The organism is Mesorhizobium sp. (assembly GCF_004963255.1).
Taxonomy (GTDB): Bacteria; Pseudomonadota; Alphaproteobacteria; order Rhizobiales; family Rhizobiaceae; genus Mesorhizobium.
The window spans coordinates 1-21,619 of sequence record NZ_SUGA01000059.1 but is presented as its reverse complement, the minus strand read 5'-3'; the positions used below and the strand labels follow the sequence as shown (position 1 = coordinate 21,619).

Annotated in this window: 15 protein-coding genes and 8 pseudogenes; 14 read left to right on the top strand and 9 right to left on the bottom strand. The window is 57.4% G+C overall.

All coding sequences use genetic code 11. The features are described 5' to 3' along the window. From E5X34_RS31420 to E5X34_RS31410, 3 genes are all read left to right on the top strand, one after another. Positions 1–107 (top strand): transposase domain-containing protein (locus E5X34_RS31420; RefSeq protein ID WP_292572962.1); only part of this gene is annotated, 107 nt, incomplete at its 5' end. A gap of 252 nt (positions 108–359) precedes the next feature. Further along, complete coding sequence (locus E5X34_RS31415) at positions 360–1,592, top strand: acetyl-CoA carboxylase biotin carboxylase subunit family protein (protein ID WP_135920613.1); 1,233 nt, start codon at positions 360–362, stop codon at positions 1,590–1,592. A 107-nt stretch (positions 1,593–1,699) separates the two neighbouring features. Then, complete coding sequence (locus tag E5X34_RS31410; protein WP_292112990.1) at positions 1,700–1,891, top strand: hypothetical protein; 192 nt, start codon at positions 1,700–1,702, stop codon at positions 1,889–1,891. Between the two features lie 366 nt (positions 1,892–2,257). On the opposite strand, the pseudogene E5X34_RS31405 reads toward E5X34_RS31410, so the two are convergent. Beyond that, positions 2,258–2,558: pseudogene (locus E5X34_RS31405) on the bottom strand (transposase); the annotation flags it as partial. Positions 2,559–2,887: 329 nt separating this feature from the next. On the opposite strand from E5X34_RS31405, the gene E5X34_RS31400 reads away from it, so the two are divergent. The 8 genes and pseudogenes from E5X34_RS31400 to E5X34_RS31365 all read left to right on the top strand — a co-directional run bounded on the left by E5X34_RS31400 (position 2,888) and on the right by E5X34_RS31365 (position 10,398). Beyond that, positions 2,888–3,565 carry a hypothetical protein gene (locus E5X34_RS31400; RefSeq protein WP_292112992.1) on the top strand — a complete coding sequence of 226 codons (678 nt, stop codon included), beginning with the start codon at positions 2,888–2,890 and terminating at the stop codon, positions 3,563–3,565. A 348-nt stretch (positions 3,566–3,913) separates the two neighbouring features. Next, entirely contained in the window at positions 3,914–4,075 is a 162-nt protein-coding gene (locus E5X34_RS31395; RefSeq protein WP_348640190.1) for an ATP-binding protein, read from the top strand. A gap of 408 nt (positions 4,076–4,483) precedes the next feature. Beyond that, positions 4,484–5,662 carry a Xaa-Pro peptidase family protein gene (locus tag E5X34_RS31390; RefSeq protein WP_292112995.1) on the top strand — a complete coding sequence of 393 codons (1,179 nt, stop codon included), beginning with the start codon at positions 4,484–4,486 and terminating at the stop codon, positions 5,660–5,662. A gap of 135 nt (positions 5,663–5,797) precedes the next feature. Further along, on the top strand, positions 5,798–6,490 hold the full coding sequence (locus tag E5X34_RS31385) for a hypothetical protein (protein ID WP_292572960.1): 693 nt from the start codon (positions 5,798–5,800) through the stop codon (positions 6,488–6,490). A 33-nt stretch (positions 6,491–6,523) separates the two neighbouring features. Further along, positions 6,524–6,877, top strand: a pseudogene (locus tag E5X34_RS31380) (transposase); the annotation flags it as partial. A 2-nt stretch (positions 6,878–6,879) separates the two neighbouring features. After that, positions 6,880–7,521: a transposase gene (locus tag E5X34_RS31375; RefSeq protein ID WP_292113001.1), complete on the top strand. Its 642-nt coding sequence runs from the start codon at positions 6,880–6,882 to the stop codon at positions 7,519–7,521. A gap of 133 nt (positions 7,522–7,654) precedes the next feature. Beyond that, a pseudogene (locus tag E5X34_RS31370) lies at positions 7,655–8,916 on the top strand (IS110 family transposase). Between the two features lie 588 nt (positions 8,917–9,504). Continuing rightward, positions 9,505–10,398 (top strand): annotated as a pseudogene (locus E5X34_RS31365) (transposase). 228 nt (positions 10,399–10,626) lie between these two features. Here E5X34_RS31365 and E5X34_RS31360 read toward each other — a convergent pair. Further along, a pseudogene (locus E5X34_RS31360) lies at positions 10,627–10,761 on the bottom strand (ISNCY family transposase); the annotation flags it as partial. Between the two features lie 100 nt (positions 10,762–10,861). Beyond that, complete coding sequence (locus tag E5X34_RS31355) at positions 10,862–11,281, bottom strand: SET domain-containing protein-lysine N-methyltransferase (RefSeq protein ID WP_292113004.1); 420 nt, start codon at positions 11,279–11,281, stop codon at positions 10,862–10,864. 87 nt (positions 11,282–11,368) lie between these two features. Between E5X34_RS31355 and E5X34_RS31350 the strand changes: the two are divergent. Then, a pseudogene (locus E5X34_RS31350) lies at positions 11,369–11,691 on the top strand (IS630 family transposase); the annotation flags it as partial. Between the two features lie 362 nt (positions 11,692–12,053). Here E5X34_RS31350 and E5X34_RS31345 read toward each other — a convergent pair. The 4 genes and pseudogenes from E5X34_RS31345 to E5X34_RS31330 all read right to left on the bottom strand — a co-directional run. Then, the gene (locus tag E5X34_RS31345; RefSeq protein ID WP_126080647.1) at positions 12,054–12,893 is read right to left on the bottom strand and encodes a hypothetical protein; all 840 of its coding nucleotides are present in this window, start codon (positions 12,891–12,893) and stop codon (positions 12,054–12,056) included. Continuing rightward, positions 12,886–14,142, bottom strand: a complete 1,257-nt coding sequence (gene ectB / locus E5X34_RS31340) for a diaminobutyrate--2-oxoglutarate transaminase (protein WP_292113009.1) — start codon at positions 14,140–14,142, stop codon at positions 12,886–12,888. Before ectB ends, E5X34_RS31345 begins: the two co-directional genes overlap by 8 nt. A gap of 1,059 nt (positions 14,143–15,201) precedes the next feature. Further along, the gene (locus tag E5X34_RS31335) at positions 15,202–15,795 is read right to left on the bottom strand and encodes an SPASM domain-containing protein (RefSeq protein ID WP_127221090.1); all 594 of its coding nucleotides are present in this window, start codon (positions 15,793–15,795) and stop codon (positions 15,202–15,204) included. Between the two features lie 474 nt (positions 15,796–16,269). Continuing rightward, positions 16,270–16,373 (bottom strand): annotated as a pseudogene (locus E5X34_RS31330) (aminocyclopropane-1-carboxylate deaminase/D-cysteine desulfhydrase family protein); the annotation flags it as partial. Positions 16,374–16,678: 305 nt separating this feature from the next. Here E5X34_RS31330 and E5X34_RS31325 point away from each other — a divergent pair. Next, positions 16,679–16,873: pseudogene (locus E5X34_RS31325) on the top strand (transposase); the annotation flags it as partial. A gap of 17 nt (positions 16,874–16,890) precedes the next feature. Here E5X34_RS31325 and E5X34_RS31320 read toward each other — a convergent pair. Further along, positions 16,891–17,640, bottom strand: a complete 750-nt coding sequence (locus tag E5X34_RS31320; RefSeq protein ID WP_127323359.1) for a LuxR family transcriptional regulator — start codon at positions 17,638–17,640, stop codon at positions 16,891–16,893. A 699-nt stretch (positions 17,641–18,339) separates the two neighbouring features. On the opposite strand from E5X34_RS31320, the gene E5X34_RS31315 reads away from it, so the two are divergent. Further along, positions 18,340–20,139: an ABC transporter ATP-binding protein gene (locus E5X34_RS31315; protein ID WP_292572957.1), complete on the top strand. Its 1,800-nt coding sequence runs from the start codon at positions 18,340–18,342 to the stop codon at positions 20,137–20,139. A gap of 731 nt (positions 20,140–20,870) precedes the next feature. On the opposite strand, the gene E5X34_RS31310 is transcribed toward E5X34_RS31315, so the two are convergent. Then, positions 20,871–21,619: 1-aminocyclopropane-1-carboxylate deaminase (locus E5X34_RS31310; RefSeq protein ID WP_292572954.1), on the bottom strand; the 749-nt coding region annotated here is incomplete at its 5' end.

Genomic DNA, 21,619 nt, shown 5'->3' with positions numbered 1-21,619 from the left:
TCGCCGATGTCCTCACCAGGATCGTCAACGGCCACCCCAACAGCCAGATCGACGACCTGCTGCCTTGGGCTTACATCCCGGCTCCCGAGCTCAAGGCCGCGGCCTGAGAACAGCGCTTACACCTACAGGACCATCTGCCAACGTCAGGCGCGCCTCCGCCATTTGCTCAACTGCGCCTCACGGCGCAACAGAAATGGCCGAGGCTCTCTTCGTTTGACCGCGGATACCGAACTATTGCAATAGATTCTTCAAAAGACTTTACAGAATCTTTACGACCGTAAATCGCCGACAATGGTAGATCCATCCAAAGTCTTCACGCTGAAACCTCCGACGAGCACGCAAAAGGACGATCGACACCAATGGCAAGAAGAGCGCTCATCCTAATTGAAGGCACAAGGGCCAGTGGCCCGCTTTACGTCAAAGCGGCTCGGCGTCTTGGTCTTCATCCAATTACCCTGTCGGCTGATCCAACTCGGTATGACTATCATTCGCCGGAAAGGCTTGAGGCAATTCGGGTCGATACAGACAATCTCGATGCGCTGATACACGAATGTTCCCGGCTGCGTGAAACTTATGACATTGCTGGCATCACGGGCGCCCTGGAAGCGTTCTATGCCACCGTTGGCAAGCTCTGCAGGCACTTCGAGCTACCGGGACCGAACCCTGCATCCATTGAACGATGCTGCGACAAATTCACTCAACGTGAGCTCCTCGCGGATGCCGACGTTCCAGTGCCGTCTTACCGCTTGGCAACGGATGCGTCGGAGGTTGAAAGCTCTGCCGCGGAGATTGGTCTGCCTGTGATTGTTAAGCCAGCCGTAGGCAGCGGAAGCAGCGGTGTCCGATTATGCCGCAACTTCGATGAGTTGGCCCAACATACGACCTATCTGTTGGGAGGGAAGCACATCTGGCAGTCGTCGCCGAGGATACTGGTCGAAGAATTCGCAGAAGGCCCCTATTATTGCGCCGACATAATGGGAAATAAGGTCACTGGAATTACCGCCGCTGAGTTCGACCAACCACCGCATTTCGTCTTTCGCGAGTTGACCTATCCAGCTCCGCTGACTACTAATGAGCAGGAGCGTATCATCGATGTTTCACTGAGCTGTTTACGAGCTCTTGGCCTTGGCTGGGGGCCAACGAACATCGAATTCCGTTGGACGAAGCGTGGCCCAGTCGTTATCGAAGTCAATCCGCGTCTTGCCGGTGGGACCGTTCCTCAACTTGTTCATCTGGCTTACGGTGTCGACCTTGTCACCGAGCACATCAAGCTCGTCATCGGCGACGAATGGGATTTGCGCAGGAGGCATTCGCATGTTGCGGCCGCGCGGAAACTACTTTCTGATTGCGATGGGATCCTCGATCGGATCGATGGCGACAGTCGGGCGGCTGCTTTATCAGGTGTCGCCGAAGTCAAGTTGTATCTTGAGCCCAAAACGCTGATCGTCAGGAAAGGCGATTACCAAGACTGCATCGGACATGTCATCGCTGTTTCACCCAGCCTTGCTCAGACCAAGGTCATACTTCAACAAGCAGCCGACTTAATCAGTTGGTCGATGACACCACTTCCGGCCATTGGTGAACAGGAGTAATTACCTGCCGCTCGCCTCCCTCACTAGCGGAGGTGGCACTAAGTACGACGCGACGGTCGCCGCTGTTCAAATTGCCTAGCATATGGCTGGCCTATGGGATCTTACGCTTGGTCCCGCGCTTGACGGCAGCGATGATTTTGTCGGATCGGCCAGATGAAGGGCTTGGGCTGCTGGTTGTGCTCGGCGAGGAAGCGTTGATGACTCTAGACGTCGTCGAAGGAATGGAAGACGCCATTTTGCAGCCGAGCCGTTCTGCTAGACGTATCCATTTTTCGATTACCTTTTTTATATCGAATTGACTGTGTCTCCGAAACTTAAAGATTTGCCCAGGATATCTCCCTCGCCATCCGCACAATGCACTATTTTTCTCGCAGAGAAAGATTAGGCATCCCCTCAACGCCGTCGGTCGGCACTCCTCGAAGCTGAGAGACGGCAGTCATAAGGCAAGAGTTACAATCCGTCTTAATCGAATCGAATAGCCCTCGAAAAAATCAAGAGTCTTTTACAAGGTTGCATCGTTTAGTCGCTCGTAAACGCTCAACTGGAAAAGAAGTCGAAAACCGGCGATATCACATCGCGTGTTAAGGCTAAAGGCCCTGACGGCGTCGCACGTATGGCGGCTACATCGATCTGGCGCGGCTTCGGAGCCGAGTGATCAAACTCAACAGGGCCGAGAAGCGCGTGCCGAGCGTCAGCATGACATACGCCGCTTGATAGAGTGCGGTTCGCACCATTCCATCGCCGACTTTGGTCATGCCGCCGTCGATGTCGGTCTCGCCGGATTGAGATTTTCTTGGCGTCAGTCCGAAGTACGCACCGACGGTTCGGGATTTCGCAAACCGCCCGATCCACTGCCGAGCGATAGGTGAGCGCCACCAGGGCTCCGACACCCGTGCGCATCAGCCGCTGGCAGACAGGATCGGCACGAACGATTTTCAGCATGGCGCGGTGCAGGCGGGTAAACTCGTTCCACAATACGCCCGGGCCTACAGCATCGCGCCGACAACTGCCCGCCTCAAGCTCGACGCGGATGATCGAAAGTCCAAGATCAGCAAAATGCTGCGACAGTGCTCAGGCGCTCAGGCTCACTCGCCACCTTTGTTTCGCTTTCGCTGACACGGGGCGCAGAGCTTGAGGAGGGCAACCTGAGCGGGCGAACTCGGCCTGGCGCAGATGATATGTCGGAGGGTTTGCATAGCACAGCTTACGTCAACTACCAGATGCCGTAGCATCGGCCCGTGTTCGACTAGTTTAGAAACCACACTGCTGGGAGAATGCATCGGCATGGAGGTAACGTGACGACGTCGGACGTTTCGAACTTCATCTGCGCAGCATACAAACTGGCGCGCAAGTCCGGTCTCCACATCACGACGGGAGACGATTTTGAGGAGTATGTCGGGATCACTGGCAGGCTTCCCGGAAAGACACCGACTGATCCAAACTTCCGTCCGGACTGTTCTGACCTTCTACCTGGAAAAGCTTTTTGGATCATCGGGCGGGACCGACAAGACAGGATAGCGCATGTCCAAGCAATGCGGCTGTACGATCTCTCGAATACAAGTCTTGACGAGCACCTTGAAACGCTCAGAGCCTTCTTCGCGGACCCTCATCTCAAAGCAGGCCCTGGTTCTTCGTGTACCTGCTATGCACCGTCCGCTCGAGGCATTACCGGGCGTGTAGCATATCGCGGCGACCTCTGGCTGCGGGAGGATTTTCGGGGACGCGGTCTCCTGGCCTTCCTTGGTCAGATCGCATTTGGACTGGCCTGGGCTAAATGGGCTCCGGATTTCATTTGCGCGCTGGTTGCTGGCTGGAACATCGAAAAAGGCGTAGCAGATCGCAACGGCTATGTGCACAAAGAGCCGCATGGCGCAATCCTGCGCCTGCCCGCGCAGGGAATATACGAAGAAGACTGGCTCGTTTGGTTGACCCGAGAGGATATGCTGAAGATACTTTCACGTGCTTCCGAATGACGCGATCGCGCAATCAGAACGGAATAGCGGCGGACTACTCTCCTGAAAATGACAGCTGCGCAGCATGCAGACCTGATGTCGAGAAACAGATCCTGCGGGGCAGAAGCTGATGCGGATTGCACGACAAGCTTTCAATTCTAAACCTCGGGACCATCACGGTGTAACGAGGTATGTGTTTGAGGTTGTGCAAATTCGTTGAAAGAGGATCGGTTGGCTCGGGTGATGTTCGACCTCACCTGATCATTCCGTGCTCTATGCGCGCGTGTCAAGCCTATTCGAGAACCTGGCGCGGGCCACTGCCTCGATAACCGCTTTCCCCGTCTCATCGACAAGCTCACCCGCGTCTAATTGCTTGTTCTCGACGACTTGGGGACTCACAGCCCCACCGACCAGCAGCGCTTCCACCTTTTCGAAGTCATCGAGGAACGCTATCGGCGAAAATGCACCCTGATCACCGCCCAAGTCCCGGGGGTAAGATGGCATGACCTGAATGCAGACCCCAACCGCTAGATCAACATGGACGATTTCAAGGAGCACAAAAAGCCCATGCTCAAGGCGCCGGATGACCAGCTTCATGGCCACCCCCAATTTGCTGAACTTGACGCACGGCACCGAGGGATTTGACCGCAAGTTCACCGTCGCAGTTCGCGTCAGGTGGGGCAGGACTCTTTCGTTACGTTGTTCGTCGACGTCTGCACGCAGATTTGCTGCACGACGTTTTGCCTAGATCGAGAGGCGCGGCTATAACGAGCCCTCGCACGCAGTTATTATGCAGGCGTGCACCTCTATGATCGCTAGGGCCAGCTGTCTCGCGACAGTTAGGTCGGTAGAGGCTGCCGCCCGGTGCAGGCGGACGCTCAACGCAATTACACGCCGCCGGGGAGGCGGGAAACTTCGGTCGACCAGGGAAACCGAACTATGGAAACAATTCTTCACTTCGAACGGGCGGAATACGCTGCTCGGCTCGCCGCCGTTAAGGCCGAGATGTCCAAGCGCGGGCTCGAGATCCTACTCATTTCCGAGCCGCCAAACCAGAACTATCTCACTGGATACGATGCTTACTCGTTTTACACTCCGCAAATGGCAATTGTCGCGCTAGATCGCGAGGAGCCGATAATCATCACGCGCGGCATGGACATGACCTCGGCGAGGATTACAACCTATCTCTCCGAGGATAGCATCCGGGGCTTTCCTGACAATTACGTGAATTCCATTGAGCGGTCTGCGTATGACTATGTTGCGAGTGTCGTCCAGGAGCTCGGCGGAGAGAAAGCTGTCATTGGCGTTGAGATGGGCGGATACTATTATTCTGCGCGTGCCCACGCTGATTTGGTCAAGGCGCTCCCTCAGGCCCGATTTGAAGACGCTGACCTCCTTGTGAACTGGATCCGTTTGGTGAAGAGTTCCGCCGAACTCGAATTCATGCGCCAGGCGGGCCTTATCGGTGATGCAGTTATCAAGCGGGTCATCGAGACCGCTGAGCCGGGTGTCCGGGAGTGTGACTTGGCGGCAGCCGCGTACCATCAGGAAATATCCGGCACCCCTGAGTTCGGCGGAACCTATAACTCTTCTGTCGTTCATCTCTGCGTGGGGGAGCGGGCCCTTGCGCCCCACTCAACTTGGACAGATAGGCCGCTGTCCGACAGGACGATTATCAACTTTGAGGTTCACGGCACGCGCCGCCGCTACCAAGTCAACGTGAGCCGTACCATCCACCTCGGAAAGCCTTCTGCAGATTACGTGAAGCTCGCGGACATCGCCATCGAAGCGTTGAACGCCGGACTTGAAAGCGTGCGGCCTGGCCAAACGTGTTCGGACGTCTTTGCCGCGTTTCACGCGGTGCTGTCCCGGAACGGCCTCGAAAAGGACCAGAGGATCGGCTATCCCCTAGGGATCGGTTACCCGCCGACAGTGGCCGAACGTACTGCAAGCATACGCAAAGAAGAGAAAACTGTTCTCCAGGCGGGTATGTGCTTTCACATGATGACAGGCCTTTGGCTCGGGGTTCAGTCCGTCACAATCACCCAGCCTTTTGCGGTGACTGAGGAGGGCTATGAACCCTTGACCCACACGCCACGAACGCTCGTCGTTAAATGACGGCGGGCGAGCCCGAAGGTTCGGATCCGCTATGAGGAGAGGCAGCCGGACAGGAGCCCCAGAGCGGCTCCAACATGCAGGAACTTTGGCAAGTTAGATGCAGTGTGTTGACGTATAGCAATGGGCAACGCCACTATGGCAGACAAAATATTAGGCATTGTTGAACTGGAGACGAAGCCAGTCGTGCACCCGGGATTCATGGCCGGACCAAGTACGTTTCCGTTTCCGGTCAGACGCAGGCAGGTTCCGGGGGCATTCACCTGCAACGTCATCGACGGGGATAAGTCCGTCGAAGCCGGTTACGTAGCTGCCGCGCGAGAGTTGGAGCGTTATGGAGTATCCGCGATCGTTTCCAACTGCGGCTTCACCGGTCTCTACCAGGCGGCAGTGGCTGAGGCTGTCTCTATTCCGGTCGCGATGTCGAGCTTGCTGCTGGTGCCATTCGTCGCGCGGACGCTGAAGCGGGGGTCGAAGATAGGCCTTCTTACTTACGACGCGCCCAAGCTGACGGAGAGCCACTATGCTTGCGCAGGCTGGTCTTCGAAAGACATCAGTGTCGCTGTGGGCGGAATCGAGGGAAGCGAGTTGTGGTACGAGTTTGCAAAGCCCGCACCAGAAATCGACGTGAAAGTCCTCATCAGGGACGTGAGGGCGGCGGCAAGGAAGCTTCTCGACGCCAATCCCGACATTGGAGCATTTGTGTTCGAATGCACAGCATTCCCAATTGCGGCGGATGCTGTGCGAAAGGATACCGGCCTCCGTGTCGCCGACGTCACCACGCTCGCCAACATGTTGTTCAGCATGAGTGCGGACCGTTCCGTCAGCTAGGCTTAGGACCCATCTTTCTCGTGTAGAGGACCGCGGATGGTGAGCGGCATTCTGTTCGCGATCCGCAATGGATTGCGCTGGCGGGATGGGCCGGCCAGCTGTGGCCCGCACAAGACCATCCAAAATCGCTTCATCCACTGGAGCATTCTGGGCATGTTTACGGCCTCCTGGCCGAAACTGGCGGCGCGGGGCGATGATCCAGTTTTGGGCGCAAAATGGCTGACGAGGCAAATATTGCCTGCCGATGAACGCGCCGCCATCGAGCGCCACCTCGGCTTGATTAGCCAGATCAACGAGGCGTTGAGGGTGGTCGAGCCAGATATCGCGGTGCATGCCCTCCAGGATCCGACAATCCGCCGTCTGATGACGTTGCCCGCCTCGACGTAACGGTGGCTGCAAGCGTTGCCGCGGCAATCGGCGACATTCGGCGCTTCGGCGATCCACAGAGGCTTGTCGCCTATCTTGGCCTCAATCCGAGCGTGCGGCAGTCGGGTGAGGGACCGGCCTATCATGGACGCATCACGAAGCAGGGCCGCGGCCGTGCGCGGGGAATGCTGGTCGGCGGCATGGCGGCTGCGCGCTCGCCGGGTCCTCTGCGCGCCTTCTACAAGCGGATCGACTCGCGTCGCGGGAAGCACATCGCGGCCGTCGCCACTGCGCGCAAGCTTGCAATGATCATCTGGCAGATGCTGAGCAAGGACGCCGACTATATCTGGACTCGGCCAGACTTGCTCGCCCGTAAGTTCAGATCGGTCGAGCTCCGCGCCGGCCTCCCGACTACCATGGCAGGCGCGGCTCCGCATTCGACTACAACATTCCGGCCAAGCGCGCCGAAGAACGATCCCGAGTCGAAAAGGCAGAAGCTGCCTATGCAGCAGCGACTTCCCGATGGCGAACGAGGCCCGAACGACCGAAGGCTGTGGAAAAAGCCGCCGAATGAGAAGAAGGGGCTATTCTACAACACGGTTGTGATCCGCCCAGGCGAGGATGGCGTTCGAGGTGAACTCGCTGCCATAGCACCTACGGCATGAAGGAGCCGCGGCGACCGAGAGAGCGGTGCGCGCAGCTTTTCGCTGCAGGCGCGCACCGCTGTCGAGGCGGCCATGGCCAGTCAAAGTTTCTCTAGAATGTGAATGTTCACGACCCATTCCGGAGAGACCGACCATGACCACTTCAGATTCTACACCCGCCGCCGCGGTGCTGGTAGCGATCGACATTGCCAAGGTGCGCAATGAAGTTCTGATCGAAGCACCGGGCCACAAGCGCCGGCGTCGCCCTTTTGGTCCTTAACACCCGTGCCGAGCACGACCATCTGATCGAAGTGCTGAGGCGTACGGCCGACCTATGGTCTGCGCCTTTGAGGCGACCGGGAACTATCATCGGCCGATAGTATGGCGCCTGGCTGAAGCGGGTTTTGAGGTGCGGCTGGTGTCGTCGCTGGCGCTGGCCCGAACACGAGAAGCGTTGCACAACAGCTGGGACAAGAACGATCCAAAGGATGCCCAGGTGATGCTGCACATGCTCAGGATCCAGGCGACGCAGGTCTACCATGGTCCGCTGCGCGCCGGCATCAACGACGTGCAGGAACTGTCGAAGACCCATGAAGCGATCGCCAGGGCCAAGACCGAGATCCAGCACCGTATCCTGACGCACTACCTGCCACTGTATTTTCCCGAGATCGATCGATTCCGGGGGAACAGCCGCAGCGATTGGTTCTTCGCCTTCCTCCATGCCTTTCCGACGCCAGCAAGCATCACGGCGCTGACAAAGGAGGAGTTTGTGACAGCAGCGTGGGATGTCGTCGGCCGCAAGGTCAGCAAGACACAGATTCTGATGGATATCTACGAGACGGCGCGCTCATCGATCGGACTGCCGCTGCCGCTTGATGCCCCTGCCATTCGCATGTTCCGGATGGTCATTGACGAAGCACGCAGCCTGATCCGGCAGCGCAATGAGATCGAAGCGCAGGCCGACGAGCTGTTGCGGCACAGCCAGGATTATCAGCTCCTGCGACAAATCCCGGGCATTGGACCATCAACGCATTGACCATCATTGCCAAAGCCGGCGATCTTTGCCGTTTCGCCCATCATCGCCATTTTCTAAAGTTCTGCGGGCTGGACCTCTCGACACAGCAGTCAGGCCAATATCGGGGCCAGACCCGCCTTTCCAAATTCGGCAATGCTCGGCTGCGCCGCACCCTGTGGATCGCCGGACAAGTCGCCATCCGCCAGCGGGAGAATGGCTTCCGTCATAAGTTCGAACGCTACATTGCGCGGGATCGCGACAATCCCGATCTACGCCGCGAGGCAATGACCGCTATTACCGCCAAGATGGCCCGCGTCGTGCACGCTGTCGTCAAAGGTGGTTCCGACTACCGGCCCTTCGTTGAAGGGCGGGTGCCAAGTGGAAGAACCTCTGTCAGCTAGGGCCGTGAGGACATCGATCGATGACCCTGTAGATAATGTTCGGGTCTTCCGCCTGGATCAGAAGCTCGTGTTGAGGACGGTGAGGGCCGCCTTCGTGCGGACCCTGTGTTTGCTATGGACGAGACCTTTTCCCTTGCCGGTGGAAGCCGCCTGGTTCGACGACTGACCAACGTCACGCAGCAAGGGCATGCTGACGAACAGAGAGATCTTGACTGCAGGCTCCATTTCGTTCCGCGCTTAGGACGTTGTCGCTGACGATCATTCTCGGCCGGCCGCGCTCGGTGATGAGCCGGTCCAATTCGCGGGCAACTGTGGTTGCCGCCCGTGATGCAAGGTTCCGACTAAGTGTGCAGCTGCGGTCTTCTGTAAGGCCTTTGAATGTGGCATTTCAAAAGCCGCTGGCCGGTATGGGATCTGCTAATTAGGGCCTGCTATAGCGAGGCGATCACGATGAGACGCCTCCTCTGATCGCGGGAGGGAGTTGCCTTGGAAATCAATCGTAGACTTGAAGGGTGGCTGTTCCCCGATAGGAGGGAAACACGGACTCACGACCTGAGGCCGGACCCAAGCATCGAATGGAGAACAGCCATCGAAGAATATACCGGTCTCGATGTGTCGATGAAGGAGACGGCGGTATCGATCCGCCGGGAAGGCAAGCGCGTCTGGCGCGGGGTGTGCGCCTGAGATCCAAGATCATTCCAACCTTGTCCGCAACCGAGCGCCAGCCGCAAAACGCGTCGTGTTTGAGACCGGGCCGCTGTCGTGTGGTTCCACCATTCGCTGCGTGCCGAGAAAGTGCCGGCGATCCGTATCGATGCGCGCCATGCCAAAGCTGCGCTCGATATGCCGCCGACAAAACCGAAGCGAACGACGCCGACGTTTGGCGCATCTTGCAGAAGTAGGGTTCTTCGGTGAGGTGCGGGTTAAAGGATTCGACGGCATGCTAACGCGCGCTCGTGGCGGCACGCACCCCGCTGGTCAGGATCACGACCGAACTCCGTGCTGCCGAGCCCGGATGCCAGCTCGTCGCGGATGCGCGCCAAACCAGGCCTGCCGCATTCTCATGTCGATGCCCGGCGTCGGCACAATCACCGCAACCTCTTTCGTCACCGCATTGACGATGCCGACAACTTCAAGAAGTCCCGCTCTGTTGGCGCCTGACTTGGTTTAACGATCCGCCGCTACCAATCGGCAGAGGTCGATTATGACGGCCACATTTCCTGCGCGGCGATCGTCATTTGCGCGGGCTTCTCCACGAGGTGGGAGACAGTCATACTGACACGCAGATCAACCAACAGCACCCTGCGCACATGGGGCCTCGTGCTCCGCGAGAGGATCGGCTTCATACACGCCGCCATTGCCGTAGCGCGCAAACTGGCGGTCACGAAGCATGCCATGCTCAAGACTGGCGAGTGTCTTTCATCGGAACGCAGGAGTCACAACATGAAATTTGCGGATTGTGTTCAATATCTGAGCGCCTGAGACGTCCCTGCCGGGACGTGGGGCCGAGCCAATCCGCTGATGGAATTGCACCGCTGACTCAGCAAAGTGCGTCGTCCACATTGAAGGCTCCTCCCGCGAGCCTCCATCGTTCGGCGACTGATGTCGACTGCGAAGACAGCCGTGTCCCAGCACACGCATTTCAAAGCGCGAAGATAGTTGACGACCCTGCCGCGATTAGACAACCCCGTCACGCTATAGCAAAGATAGCAGGTCCCCAGCCACTAACTCGAGCAGGTCACGATGTTCGTCCAGCCACTTCGACATGGCTTTCAGCTCGCGGCCGATCTCGTGCCCGGCGAAAAGATCGAATACATTGGACGGGACGGTGAGTCCTTGGCATATTGTCGGCTCCGGCGGTTGGAATCTTCTTGATCCGCTTGATCTGGTGAATTCCTTGCGGAACAACGTCGCCGTATATGCCGCTGCCTTGCTTCTTTGCACTTCATTCAACAAATTTGATGTCCGGAGGATAAGCCGAGATATTCTCATAGCGATGTGTTATTTCCTCGTCCACCTTAATATTCTTTATTGCTACGATGCTGGCCCACGCGCCGGAGTCTTCATCGGTCCAAACTGTTTGCGCATTTGGGTTCGAAGAGTGATTAACCATCGAGATCAAGCCGAAAACAATGTAGCCTGCCGGCGGATCAATTTTGAGTTGCTGATCAAGTCGCACGAAGTAATACTCCAATAATCCCGTGCAATCGAACAGGTTTGCAGCTTTATTGTCAAATCCCCACGTTGGGGCTCGCTCAATCAAATCTCCAGCCTTAAATGGAATATTAGCAAACACACCGCGCCCTTTTTGTGGAACACGTCTCACATAGACACTTTTGCTAAGATCAAAGATCTTTTCTATCATTGTTTTTCCATCTCCTTCTTAACCTCTATGTTGTCTTCGCCACTGATGGGGGTCGTTGAGGTTCCGGCCGCTTCTCACTAGTGGCCTCGCGCATGGCGCCTGGCACCCTACCGCTGGCGTTAGTTTAAGCTCTCCAACGATCCGAAATTAGTCCACAAGCTGCGCGACCTCGTCGGCCTTGATCTCGATTCGACGGCCCACGCTATCGTGCTGTCGGTCGATCAGATCCAGGCGCTCGACCGCACCCACCCCGGCCTGCCGATGAAGAAGGGGCGGCTCGGTACGTGAAGTACAAACGCCACGGCACCACCCTCTGCCTTCTCGACTGCACCGTCATCGGCAGAAACATGCAGCGCCATCGCCATCAGGAATTCAGCCGCTTTCTCGCTGCCATCAACGCCGAGGTTCCCGGCCCACACGGCCGTCCACCTCGCCATCGACAAAACTATGCTCCCCACAAGCACGCAAGGTGCGCCATTGGCTCGCCGCCACGAGTGCTTCACCTTCCACCCATAAACTTTTGTTCGTCTAGGCGATTTAAGATAAGATACGAAGCGATGGGACTTATGCACTATTCTGTACGCTGCTTAGATCACCGTAGGTTGATGTCACTGTTCTTCCGCGCATCACCATCATCTTGCGACGAGTGTTCGCCCCCCCTCCGGAACAATGGGGAATGTCCGGAGGGTCTATGACTGTAGGCCTCCTCGTTACGACGGAGTGATGCCTTCACTTTTGGCGCAAATCAGTCGGTCGCTGTTAACACCCCCCGTTAGGTCCACCAGAGAACAAGATCCGGCCGCGCGAAGCCGAAAAAGCAATTCAGCAGCACGCGACGCTTTCCGTTGCCTGATTGACCGGTAACCCCGTGAACGAAGCCGCCATCGATTAGGGCGATATCCCCAGTTTTGAGCTCGAACTCGCGGCAAGGGACGGCCTCCAGATAGGCTGCCGAATAGGGGTATCCAGTGGTCTCCACACCTTGCGATATCCGGTCCGCAACCGTCGGCTTGTGGCTCCAGAGCTTCAGATTGCCGCCTTCCTCAGGCATGCTGGGATAGAGGTTGAGCGCTGCGACCGTATTGTGCGCCACCGCAGAAAGCTCGTAATCATCGCCAGCACGTAAGACTTGAGCGACGTCGTCGTGGGGATCCAAGGAAAACGTGCCTGTGCCCGACCAACTGAGGCCGCGACAAACATTGGCCTGGCCGTGTTCGGAACGCGCCAGCCGCAATTCGATTCCCTGGTTGTGAAGCTCTCGCTTCAACGCCCCGAATACTGCTCGAACCGGGTCAACCAAATTCTTAAAAAGGGCATCGACGTACGGCCGCGCGTTTTCGGCGTCTGCGAAATAGGTGGCTGCATCCTTCCTGTAGTGAGATGCGCCGACATATTGTCCGGGCACACCATCTTTACGCTCTCTGAGACCGGAGCTTCCAATAAAGTTCGTAGTGATCTCCTCGGCTACTTCGGTGCTGAAAGCTTGCTTGATGTGCAGAGCGGTGAGCTCACCTTTCAGGACCGAGATGATCTCCGCCGTGTTGATCGACCCGGTCCGTTCTTTGATCGAAACCGGCGAGATGGCTGGCACTTGAGATATCTGACTAGGCATTGTCTTGCTCCTGTAGTGCGTGTTCAAGGATGGTGATGCCACGATCGAGTTCGGCATCGGTGATGGTTATCGGCGGGAGGACTTTGATAACGTCGCGATTTGGCCCCGAGGATTCGATAAGAAGGCCATTTTCGAATGCGACATCGTGCACGCGGCCGACAACTGCCGGTGAACGGCATTTCAGGCCGGCCATCAGACCGCGGCCGCGCTTCTGTTCGATGTACCTTGGAAATTTCGCAACCAGGCGATCGAGGTGCGTTTGCAGCCTGACGGCTGTCCGCTCGACACCTGCAGTAAATTTCCTATCCGACCACATCTTGCACATGGCTCCTGCCGTCACGAAAGCGAAATTGTTTCCTCTGAAGGTCCCGCTATGTTCTCCGGGCTTCCATATGTCCAAGTCGGGTCGAATCAGAACGATGGACAACGGACTACCTGAACCGCTTAGGGACTTAGAAAGACACACAATATCCGGTTCGATTTTTGCAGACTCGAATGAGAAGAAGTCGCCAGTTCGGCCCGCACCTGCCTGGATGTCGTCGACGATAAAAACAATGCCATGCGTGCGGCAAATGCGCTGAATTTCCGTGAGCCAAGCTGCGGATGCGGCGTTCATGCCGCCTTCTGCCTGGATGGTCTCCAGAATGATTGCGGCAGGCTTTTCTATGCCGCTCCCCGGGTCGCTCAAAACGCTGTCGATGTAACTGGCGGAATCGAAAGCTTGGCTCGGATAGCCGTCATAGGGAACACGGATCACATCGTGGCGAGCGACGCCTCCCAGTTCCCTGGTTGAGGCCGAGCCCGACACCGCTAGAGAGCCGAGCGACATGCCGTGGAACGCATTCGTAAAGGCCATGACGCTCGAGCGGCCGGTGTATTTTCGCGCCAGCGCCAGAGCCGCTTCGTTGGCGTTCGTGCCGGTCGGCCCAGGAAACTGAATCTTGTATGAAAGGCCTCTGGGTTTCAGGATCCAATCGACGAACCCTTCAATGAAGTCACGCTTTGCCGCCGTATGCATATCAAGCGACAGAAGAATGTTCTCACCGACGAGATATTCAATCGCCGGCGCCATGATATCCGGATTGTTGTGCCCGTAATTGAGCGCCCCGGACCCAACTAGGAAGTCGATATATGCGTTACCGGACTCGTCCCAGATGGTGGCCCCAAGTGCCCTCGCAAAGACCGCGGGAAACGACCGGCCATAGCGACGAACGTTGGACTCATGGGCCGTGAAAGGGTCGGTGTTCATATTGAGTCCTCTGCACATAGGTCGTTCAAAGAAGAGAGCTGTTTAATGGCTAGTGGTTTGCGGTAGATGTTCGTCATCTAACATTGAGAGCAGAATGCCGGAGGAAGCTTTGGTTGGTCTGGTGATGCCGGGATCCTCATCGAATATTGTTGGGTTGCGTTGCCCTCCATTCGGATGCCTTCGGAGAATGTGCTGCAACAGGATGGTTTCTAAAGCTTCCGCGAAAGCACCGCTACTATGGCATCAGGTAGTTGACGTACCCACCCATCGCTACCCATAGCGCCTCCGGACAATGAATGGGTCCAAGGACGATTAGCAGGGTCGCGTCGCCAGAGGTTGTGTAGCTCGGCGGTAGCGAAGCCGCTCGCGAGCGCGCTCCTCAATAGCGCCGTAGCGAGCGAGCGGCTTTGCGGCGGCCATCAATATTCGCCGTTCAACCTCGGGCTGCGGACACCAACCTGATTCAAGAAACTATTTGATGACCGATGACAGAGCGAAAGCCGCGCTCTCTTGGAGAAGACTGCGGATTCCGATCTCTTGCGCGAGATGATTGGCCCGAGCCGCCGGGTCAAGAGGGCGGGCCGCCGTGGGCGCCCTTGACGGAAAGCCCGTTTGTAGGCCAGGCGGAAGCAACCGAGAGACGCGCTGGCGAAGGGCCGAATCGGTTTCGAGAACGTCCACTACCGCGACGGCAACCATCCCCGGCCGCAGCTGGGGCTGCTGCCTTCAGGCGAGTCGAAAAGGAGATAGTCTGGGAGGGTAAAGGCGTTGACGAGGTGGGCCGTGAGTAAGCAATCAAGCGCTGATCGGGATCGACAACGCTGTTTCCGTCCGACCGAGGTTGACCTGTGATCGGCGTTACCTCAAGGCAGGCAGGCCGACAAGCTCGGTTGGAAGCCGAAGACCACTTTCGATGAACTCGTCTCGGAATGGTCGAGGCCCACTGCCGCGCCTACGGGATCATGCTCGCGTAACGTGAAACACGATCGCGTCGCCGGCAGGTGCATGTGCCGTGGGGCCATCCGGATTGCCAGGTACGCCCTCTCGGCCGGCATCCACTCAGGTCCGGTCGTTTGGGTCGGCGAATTCACACATTCTGCAAAGCAGAAAACCATCCGCTCCATTCATGCGGTCGACGATTTCGCGAAAAACTGGCTTTTCAAACAGAGCGGAGTAACCCTCATATAGAAGGTTGCCCAATACGTGACGCCGTTCAAAATCCATGGAGCACAGGGTAACGTCGCTGTTTGGAAGAAGAACATTCCGATACTGTCGTTCGTCCACGCAGGTTAGGGCTCCGACCACTGGCTGGCGTGGTGCAACGATCTTAGGGTCGACGCTTCCACCCCTACTGCTCATGGGCCGCGCTTTTATCAGTGCTTCGGTAGGAATAATGTCGGCTATATCTGGGTGGGGCTCGCCCAAAGCCACGAACCGGATCAAGGGGATATCCGCGTCGACGAGTTGACGAACCAGATCGCGATACTTGTCTCCGACCAGGCGGCTGTTCATGTAGGTGCCATCATCGAAAACATGAACCACGAATACGCCCAAGCGCAAGGCTTGCAATCGTTGCAGGTCCTGCCCGTTCATTCCCACCAGCGTCGTAAAAATCCTGATGCCATGGCCTTTGGCGAAGGCGTGCTCCACCATTTCGGTGCAGTCCGGATTGAGCCAAGGTTCGGAGTATCCCGCAAAACCAATGTCGACGGAAGCCGGTACGCGGGCTAGACACCGCTTGAAATCTTCAAGACCCAGATGACTCGCATGAGACACTTTTCTTTGCCGGACCGCGAACTTGTCCTGGGGACAATATGAACATCCTACGACACATCCCGTGGTCGTCGTTATCTCCAAAACCCTGCCGGCTGTGTTTGCTAAGCGAAGTTCCGGCAAAATCACTGGTGACGACTCCCATCTACTTACGTCGAAGCGCCACGATGGTGTGCCTTTGGCTTTCTGGCACCGCCTGCTGATCTACTGAGGCAACGCGGCCATCTACCCTTTTGGCAGCCTAAGCCGCCCGGTTCGCCGATTTGCCGGGCCGACTCCTCACAAACTTCGAGCGCGTCGGACCAGAGACAGCATTGCATCTTTCGAGGCATCACTCGCTCCGGAGATGTAGCCTCAACCGGTGATCGCTGGCCCATCGCCGAGATGCGCGCACAGCACCCTCGAACCCGCCGGAAAGAAGCTTTCTGGATGAGGTCGATCACCCCTTTCATCGAGCGAGTTCCGTGTTCTCATGCGGGTCAACCCTCACCCTATATTGCCGCACCTCGACCAGCAAAGGCCGTGCCAGTGCGCCTGGCGCGCAGTTACTGCGTGATGGGCTTCGAAAAGCCCGACAGGCCCAAGACGCTCCGCTGTTTTGAACCCGACATGTTTTCTGACGGCTGTCAGATTTGGACACACATCACTCATGCGTCAGTCGCTTAAGACGGAATGGCGTGCTGAGTTCTGCAAATTCGCTGAGAGTGGGCGGTCATGACAGGGTGGTGTTCAACGTCACCGATTCCCTGGAAGGAACGCCGCCATGATCAAGACAGAAAGTAAGACCGCCAGCGCTGCCGTCAAAGACATTCTGCTTTGGAACCCGGATAGATTGAACGAGGTGATCCGCGCGGTCATGCAGGAGGTGCTCGAGGCCGAGATGGACGATGCGCTGGATGCTTCGAAGAGCGAGCGCACGCCGGAGCGTCTCGGCTATCACTCGCGCTACTACGGGCGGAGAACTAGCTGCGCAACCTACTGCCGTTCGATAATCCCAAGTTCCAAAGCTTTTACAACAGCTACCGTTCTGCTGGTCGCATCCAACTTCCGCATTACATTTTTTAAATGGAAATCTATCGTATTTCGTGATCTGCCTAAAATAGTTCCTATTTCCCATGACGATTTTCCTTTCGACACCCAATAAATGCACTCTATTTCTCTCGCAGAGAGCTTATAAATTTGCTCCGGTTCAGTCGGAGTGCCGAGCTTCAAAACCCTCAGATGAAACCGTAGCGCGGCCATTTGCAGGTAGGTGATCGCTCTATTTTGCAATTCGCAGTCCGAGGATTGAGCAAAACTCATAAACCTAAAGCTGTCAGCAGGGCCATGTAATGGGACGGTAACGCCTGACCTCAAGCCGAATGTTGCTGCTTCGTCCAAGACGCGGCGTCCATCTTCAGTTATGCTTTCATCGGTATACACCTCGCTCCATCGAAAGGCCCCTGCCTCCTTTCGACCTTTCTTGATGAGTGGGTCTATTTTGGCATAGCCCATTCTCGAGTAGCGCTCCTGCCATTCAGCAGGATAATTCCACATCACCACAGAATCCTGTCGGTTCGGCTTGAAAACCCTCTGTTTTGATGCGAGCGGGCCATAGGCAATCCACGGGCAATCGAACTTCAGCGCAAACGCGGACAACAGTTCGAACAACTGTTCGGATTGAGCGATATCATCAGTCATGTCGAGGAATAGACCTAACTCGAGCTCAATCCGCGGGAGTTCCACGATCTCTCCTTCAGTTGCTTTCTCATTGGTGCACAGCTCCAGCCCAGCATCGCAACATGCGTAGTGCGCGGGAATCGACAGCCGGAGTTTCTTCCGCCACCTAAAGACGTACCCTCAAGAGTCGTGCCACCTTGCGAGCGGAGCTTTCTTCAGGTTGTAAACCGACTGGAGCAAGGTACCGAGGAGGCAAACCGAACAGCACTGTGTCAGGGAGCGCACAATCCGACAGTCGAGCCTTCGATTGACGGAACATGGGCAGGAAAGTATTCGCGGCGCGTTTTTGAAATCAGCACCTAAGCCCCGAGCACGTGAGAAAGCTGCGTTGCAATTGTACTTATTTGATCGAGGCAACGTGTTGCACCACGTGATTACCGGCACACGCTCCGCTTATTGGGTAGAGAAAGAACAAGTTCAACATTCAATCGATACATCGGCCATTCTTTTCCAATCTTCCCCGAGTTGGGGAGGCCATAGCAATCGTATTCGACTGGATCGCGGCTGACTTTCTCCAGGCTCGGTAACCTGCTGAATTTGTCCTTCGGCTGTTCCCGCTCAGTTGGCACGGCTTTTGAACTCACCGTCGTGAGGCGGCAGGAGCTGCCCGCCAAAATTGATGCTGTTGTGGGGGAGGTCGAAAATTCCAGTTTTGTCATTTAACTTCTTTGGGACCGAGCGTGTTGATGCGCCCGCTTGGAAACCATGAAACGTTTCCCCGTCCATGGGCGCGGCGCCACTTGTCGCGACGTTTTCGCCTTCACTGTTCGCCTCTGGAACAGGCAGCCGGCCCGGCTCGCGATCATCATGACCGCGATGCTCGCCTCCACGCTGGCTGACGTGTTGATGCCGCTCTATTCTGGCCGACTCATCGACGCTGTTTCTCGTGCTGCTAATGCGGCAGCACCAGCTTCGGCAGCTGCTGCAGCATTCTGTATACCGATTGCATTGGCACTCGGTGCCATTGCCATGCGCCACGTCGCCTTCATTGGCCTGAACGACCTGGTGTTGAAAATGATTTCCGATGTCGCGACCGAAGCGTTCCATCATGTGCAGCGCTTTTCGACAGACTGGCATGCAAACAGCTTCGCCGGCTCGACAGTGCGCAAGATAACGCGCGGCATGTGGGCGCTCGACCTCCTCAACAGCACGATACTCGTCACGCTGCTCCCGTCGTTTGTCATCTTGATCGGCTCGACGGTGCTGCTCGGCTGGCACTGGCCGGTCATGGGCGTGATCTTTGCTTGCGGCTCTCTCGTCTACCTTGCGTTTTCGATTTCGCTGTCGCTCGGCTATGTCGCGCCAGCGGCGAGCCTTGCCAACAGCTGGGACACAAGGCTCGGAGGCGCGCTTGCGGATGCGGTCAGTTGCAACGCTGTGGTCAAAGGCTTCGGCGCCGAGGATCGCGAAGACGAGCGCCTGGCAAACATCATAACCAAATGGCGGCACCGCACGCGCCGGACTTGGGTGCGCGGAACGATCATCGGCTCAACCCAAGGCGTCACCTTGGTTGCGCTCAGGGTGGCGGTGATCGGATATGCCTTGCTTCTATGGTCTCGCGGACAGGCAACGCCAGGCGAGATAGCATATGTTCTCACGTCCTTCATCGTCCTGAAGGGCTATCTGCGTGATGCCGGCATACATGTCCACAACGTGCAGCGCTCGGTTAATGATATGGAAGAACTGGTGGCCATCCAAAATCAGCAGCTGGATGTTGCGGATCGTCCAGAGGCCAAGCCGATCCGGATCACGACGGGCCGCATCGATTTCCAGAACGTCCACTTCCGCTACGCCAACCATCCCCTGCCCCTCTATAGCGAATGTTCGCTGTCGATTGAGGCTGGCGAAAGGGTTGGGTTGGTTGGGCCCTCCGGTTCCGGCAAGACAACATTCGTGAATCTCATCCAGAGACTCTACGACCTGAGCGGCGGCCGGATCCTGATAGACGGTCAGGACGTCTCCGAGGTGACCCAAGAGTCCCTTCGTTCGCAGATCGCGATCGTGCAGCAGGAGCCAATCCTGTTTCACAGGTCGCTTGCCGAGAACATCGCCTATGGCCGGCCTGGCGCGAGCCAGGCCGAGATCGAGCAAGCGGCACGGCTGGCCAGTGCTCACGAATTCATCGCGCCTCTGCCGAAGGGCTATCGGACCTTGGTCGGCGAAAGGGGTTTAAAGCTCTCAGGCGGCGAACGCCAGCGGGTGGCGATCGCGCGCGCCTTCCTGGCAAACGCGCCGATCCTCATCCTGGACGAGGCGACGTCAAGCCTCGATTCCGAATCCGAGGTGCTCATTCAAGAAGCGATGGATCGGCTGATGGTTGGTCGGACCACGCTTGTCATCGCACACCGGCTGTCGACGGTCCGCGCGCTCGATCGTCTGCTCGTCTTCGACCGCGGCCGCATTGTCGAGGACGGCGATCATGCGGCGCTGGTCGGTATCGATGGTGGCATTTACCGCCGCCTATATGAACGGCAGGCATTGGAACTAGCGAAAGGCCTTGCCTGATCGCCAACCGGGTTGCGCGATGCGCCGAGCTGTTGCCGAAGAGGCGTGTGGCAGTGAGGCCTTACCGACGAGCGGGGGGCGTTACGGCCGGCAAAACCACTACGGCCGGAACTGTCCGCCGAGCGGGCGGGCGGGAATGCACCACGTCTAAGTTTCGGCGAATGCGCGCAGTTACACGCCGGCACCGAATTGTCGCGCCTCACGGCGAACGCACCAAAAGGGCGGGAATGTCGACGGTCATTTGGGTCCGGGAAGTGTGCGGCCCCTCGCCGTTACCCACATTTCGCCAAAGGAAGCGAAGTCAACGCACATTGAAGAGGGCGGTGCTTCCCCGGCGGCTGGGAGCCCTGTCGCTGGCCCAACCTGCCGCACGCCGGCCACGTCAACGCATCAAACTCCCTTCGGTTCGCAAAGTCGTCCCTGGGAGACCCGGAAGCGCAGGAGCTCCGACCGCAGTCTTCGCTCAACTCTCGCCATCTGCTCCGGGGGGATTGGATTCCGTTCCCTTGCTAACAGAGTGGCAGCTGAGCACGAACTCGCCGGCCTCGTGTCTTTCGATTACGGCCAACGGCATAGGAAGAGATTGGATTCGCCGGCCCTCTGCGGACCGAATGAACAGTTCTACAGATCATCGACGTCCGCGAAATTGACCTCGGCCTTTCCGGCCCAGCGCTGAACGGTGTTATGCACGTCCGGTACGGCAGGACGGCGGAATCGTAGTCTGCCGAATGTCAGCCGTTGCGAAAGGTGTAGCCGTACCCGTTGATCGCCGGGGCGCCACCGAGATGTGCGTAGAGGACCCTCGATCCCTGTGGAAAGAAGCCCCTCTGGACGAGATCGATCATCCCTTGCATCGATTTGCCCTCGTAAACGGGATCGGTAATCATGCCCTCGAGCCGCGCGCACACACGGATTGCCTCTTTGGTTTCCTCCGATGGAACGCCATAACGCGGGTACGCGTAGTCCTCGAGCAATACCACGTCTTCCTCCACAAGTTCCGTCCCGAGATCGACGAGCATCGCTGTATGTTGGGCTATGCCAAGCACCTGCGCCTTGGTCTTGGCGGGGGTGGCAGAGGCATCGATACCGATCACGTTGCGCTGTCGACCGTCCTTGGCGAACCCGACGAGCATGCCGCCGTGGGTTGAACCAGTCACCGTACAGACGACGATATAGTCGAAGGCAAACCCAAGCTGCTTTTCCTGGGCGCGCACCTCCTCAGCGAACCCCACATAGCCCAGGCCGCCGTATTTGTGGACAGAGGCGCCGGCCGGTATCGCATAGGGCCTGCCGCCCCTTGCCTTGACCTCATAAAGTGCCTTTTCCCAGCTGCGGCGGATGCCGATGTCAAAGCCCTCGTCAACCAGGCGCACCTCTGCCCCCATGATGCGGCTCAAGAGGATATTGCCGACCCGGTCGTAGACGGCATCATCATGTGGGACCCAGCTCTCCTGGACCAGGAGGCATTTCATGCCGATCT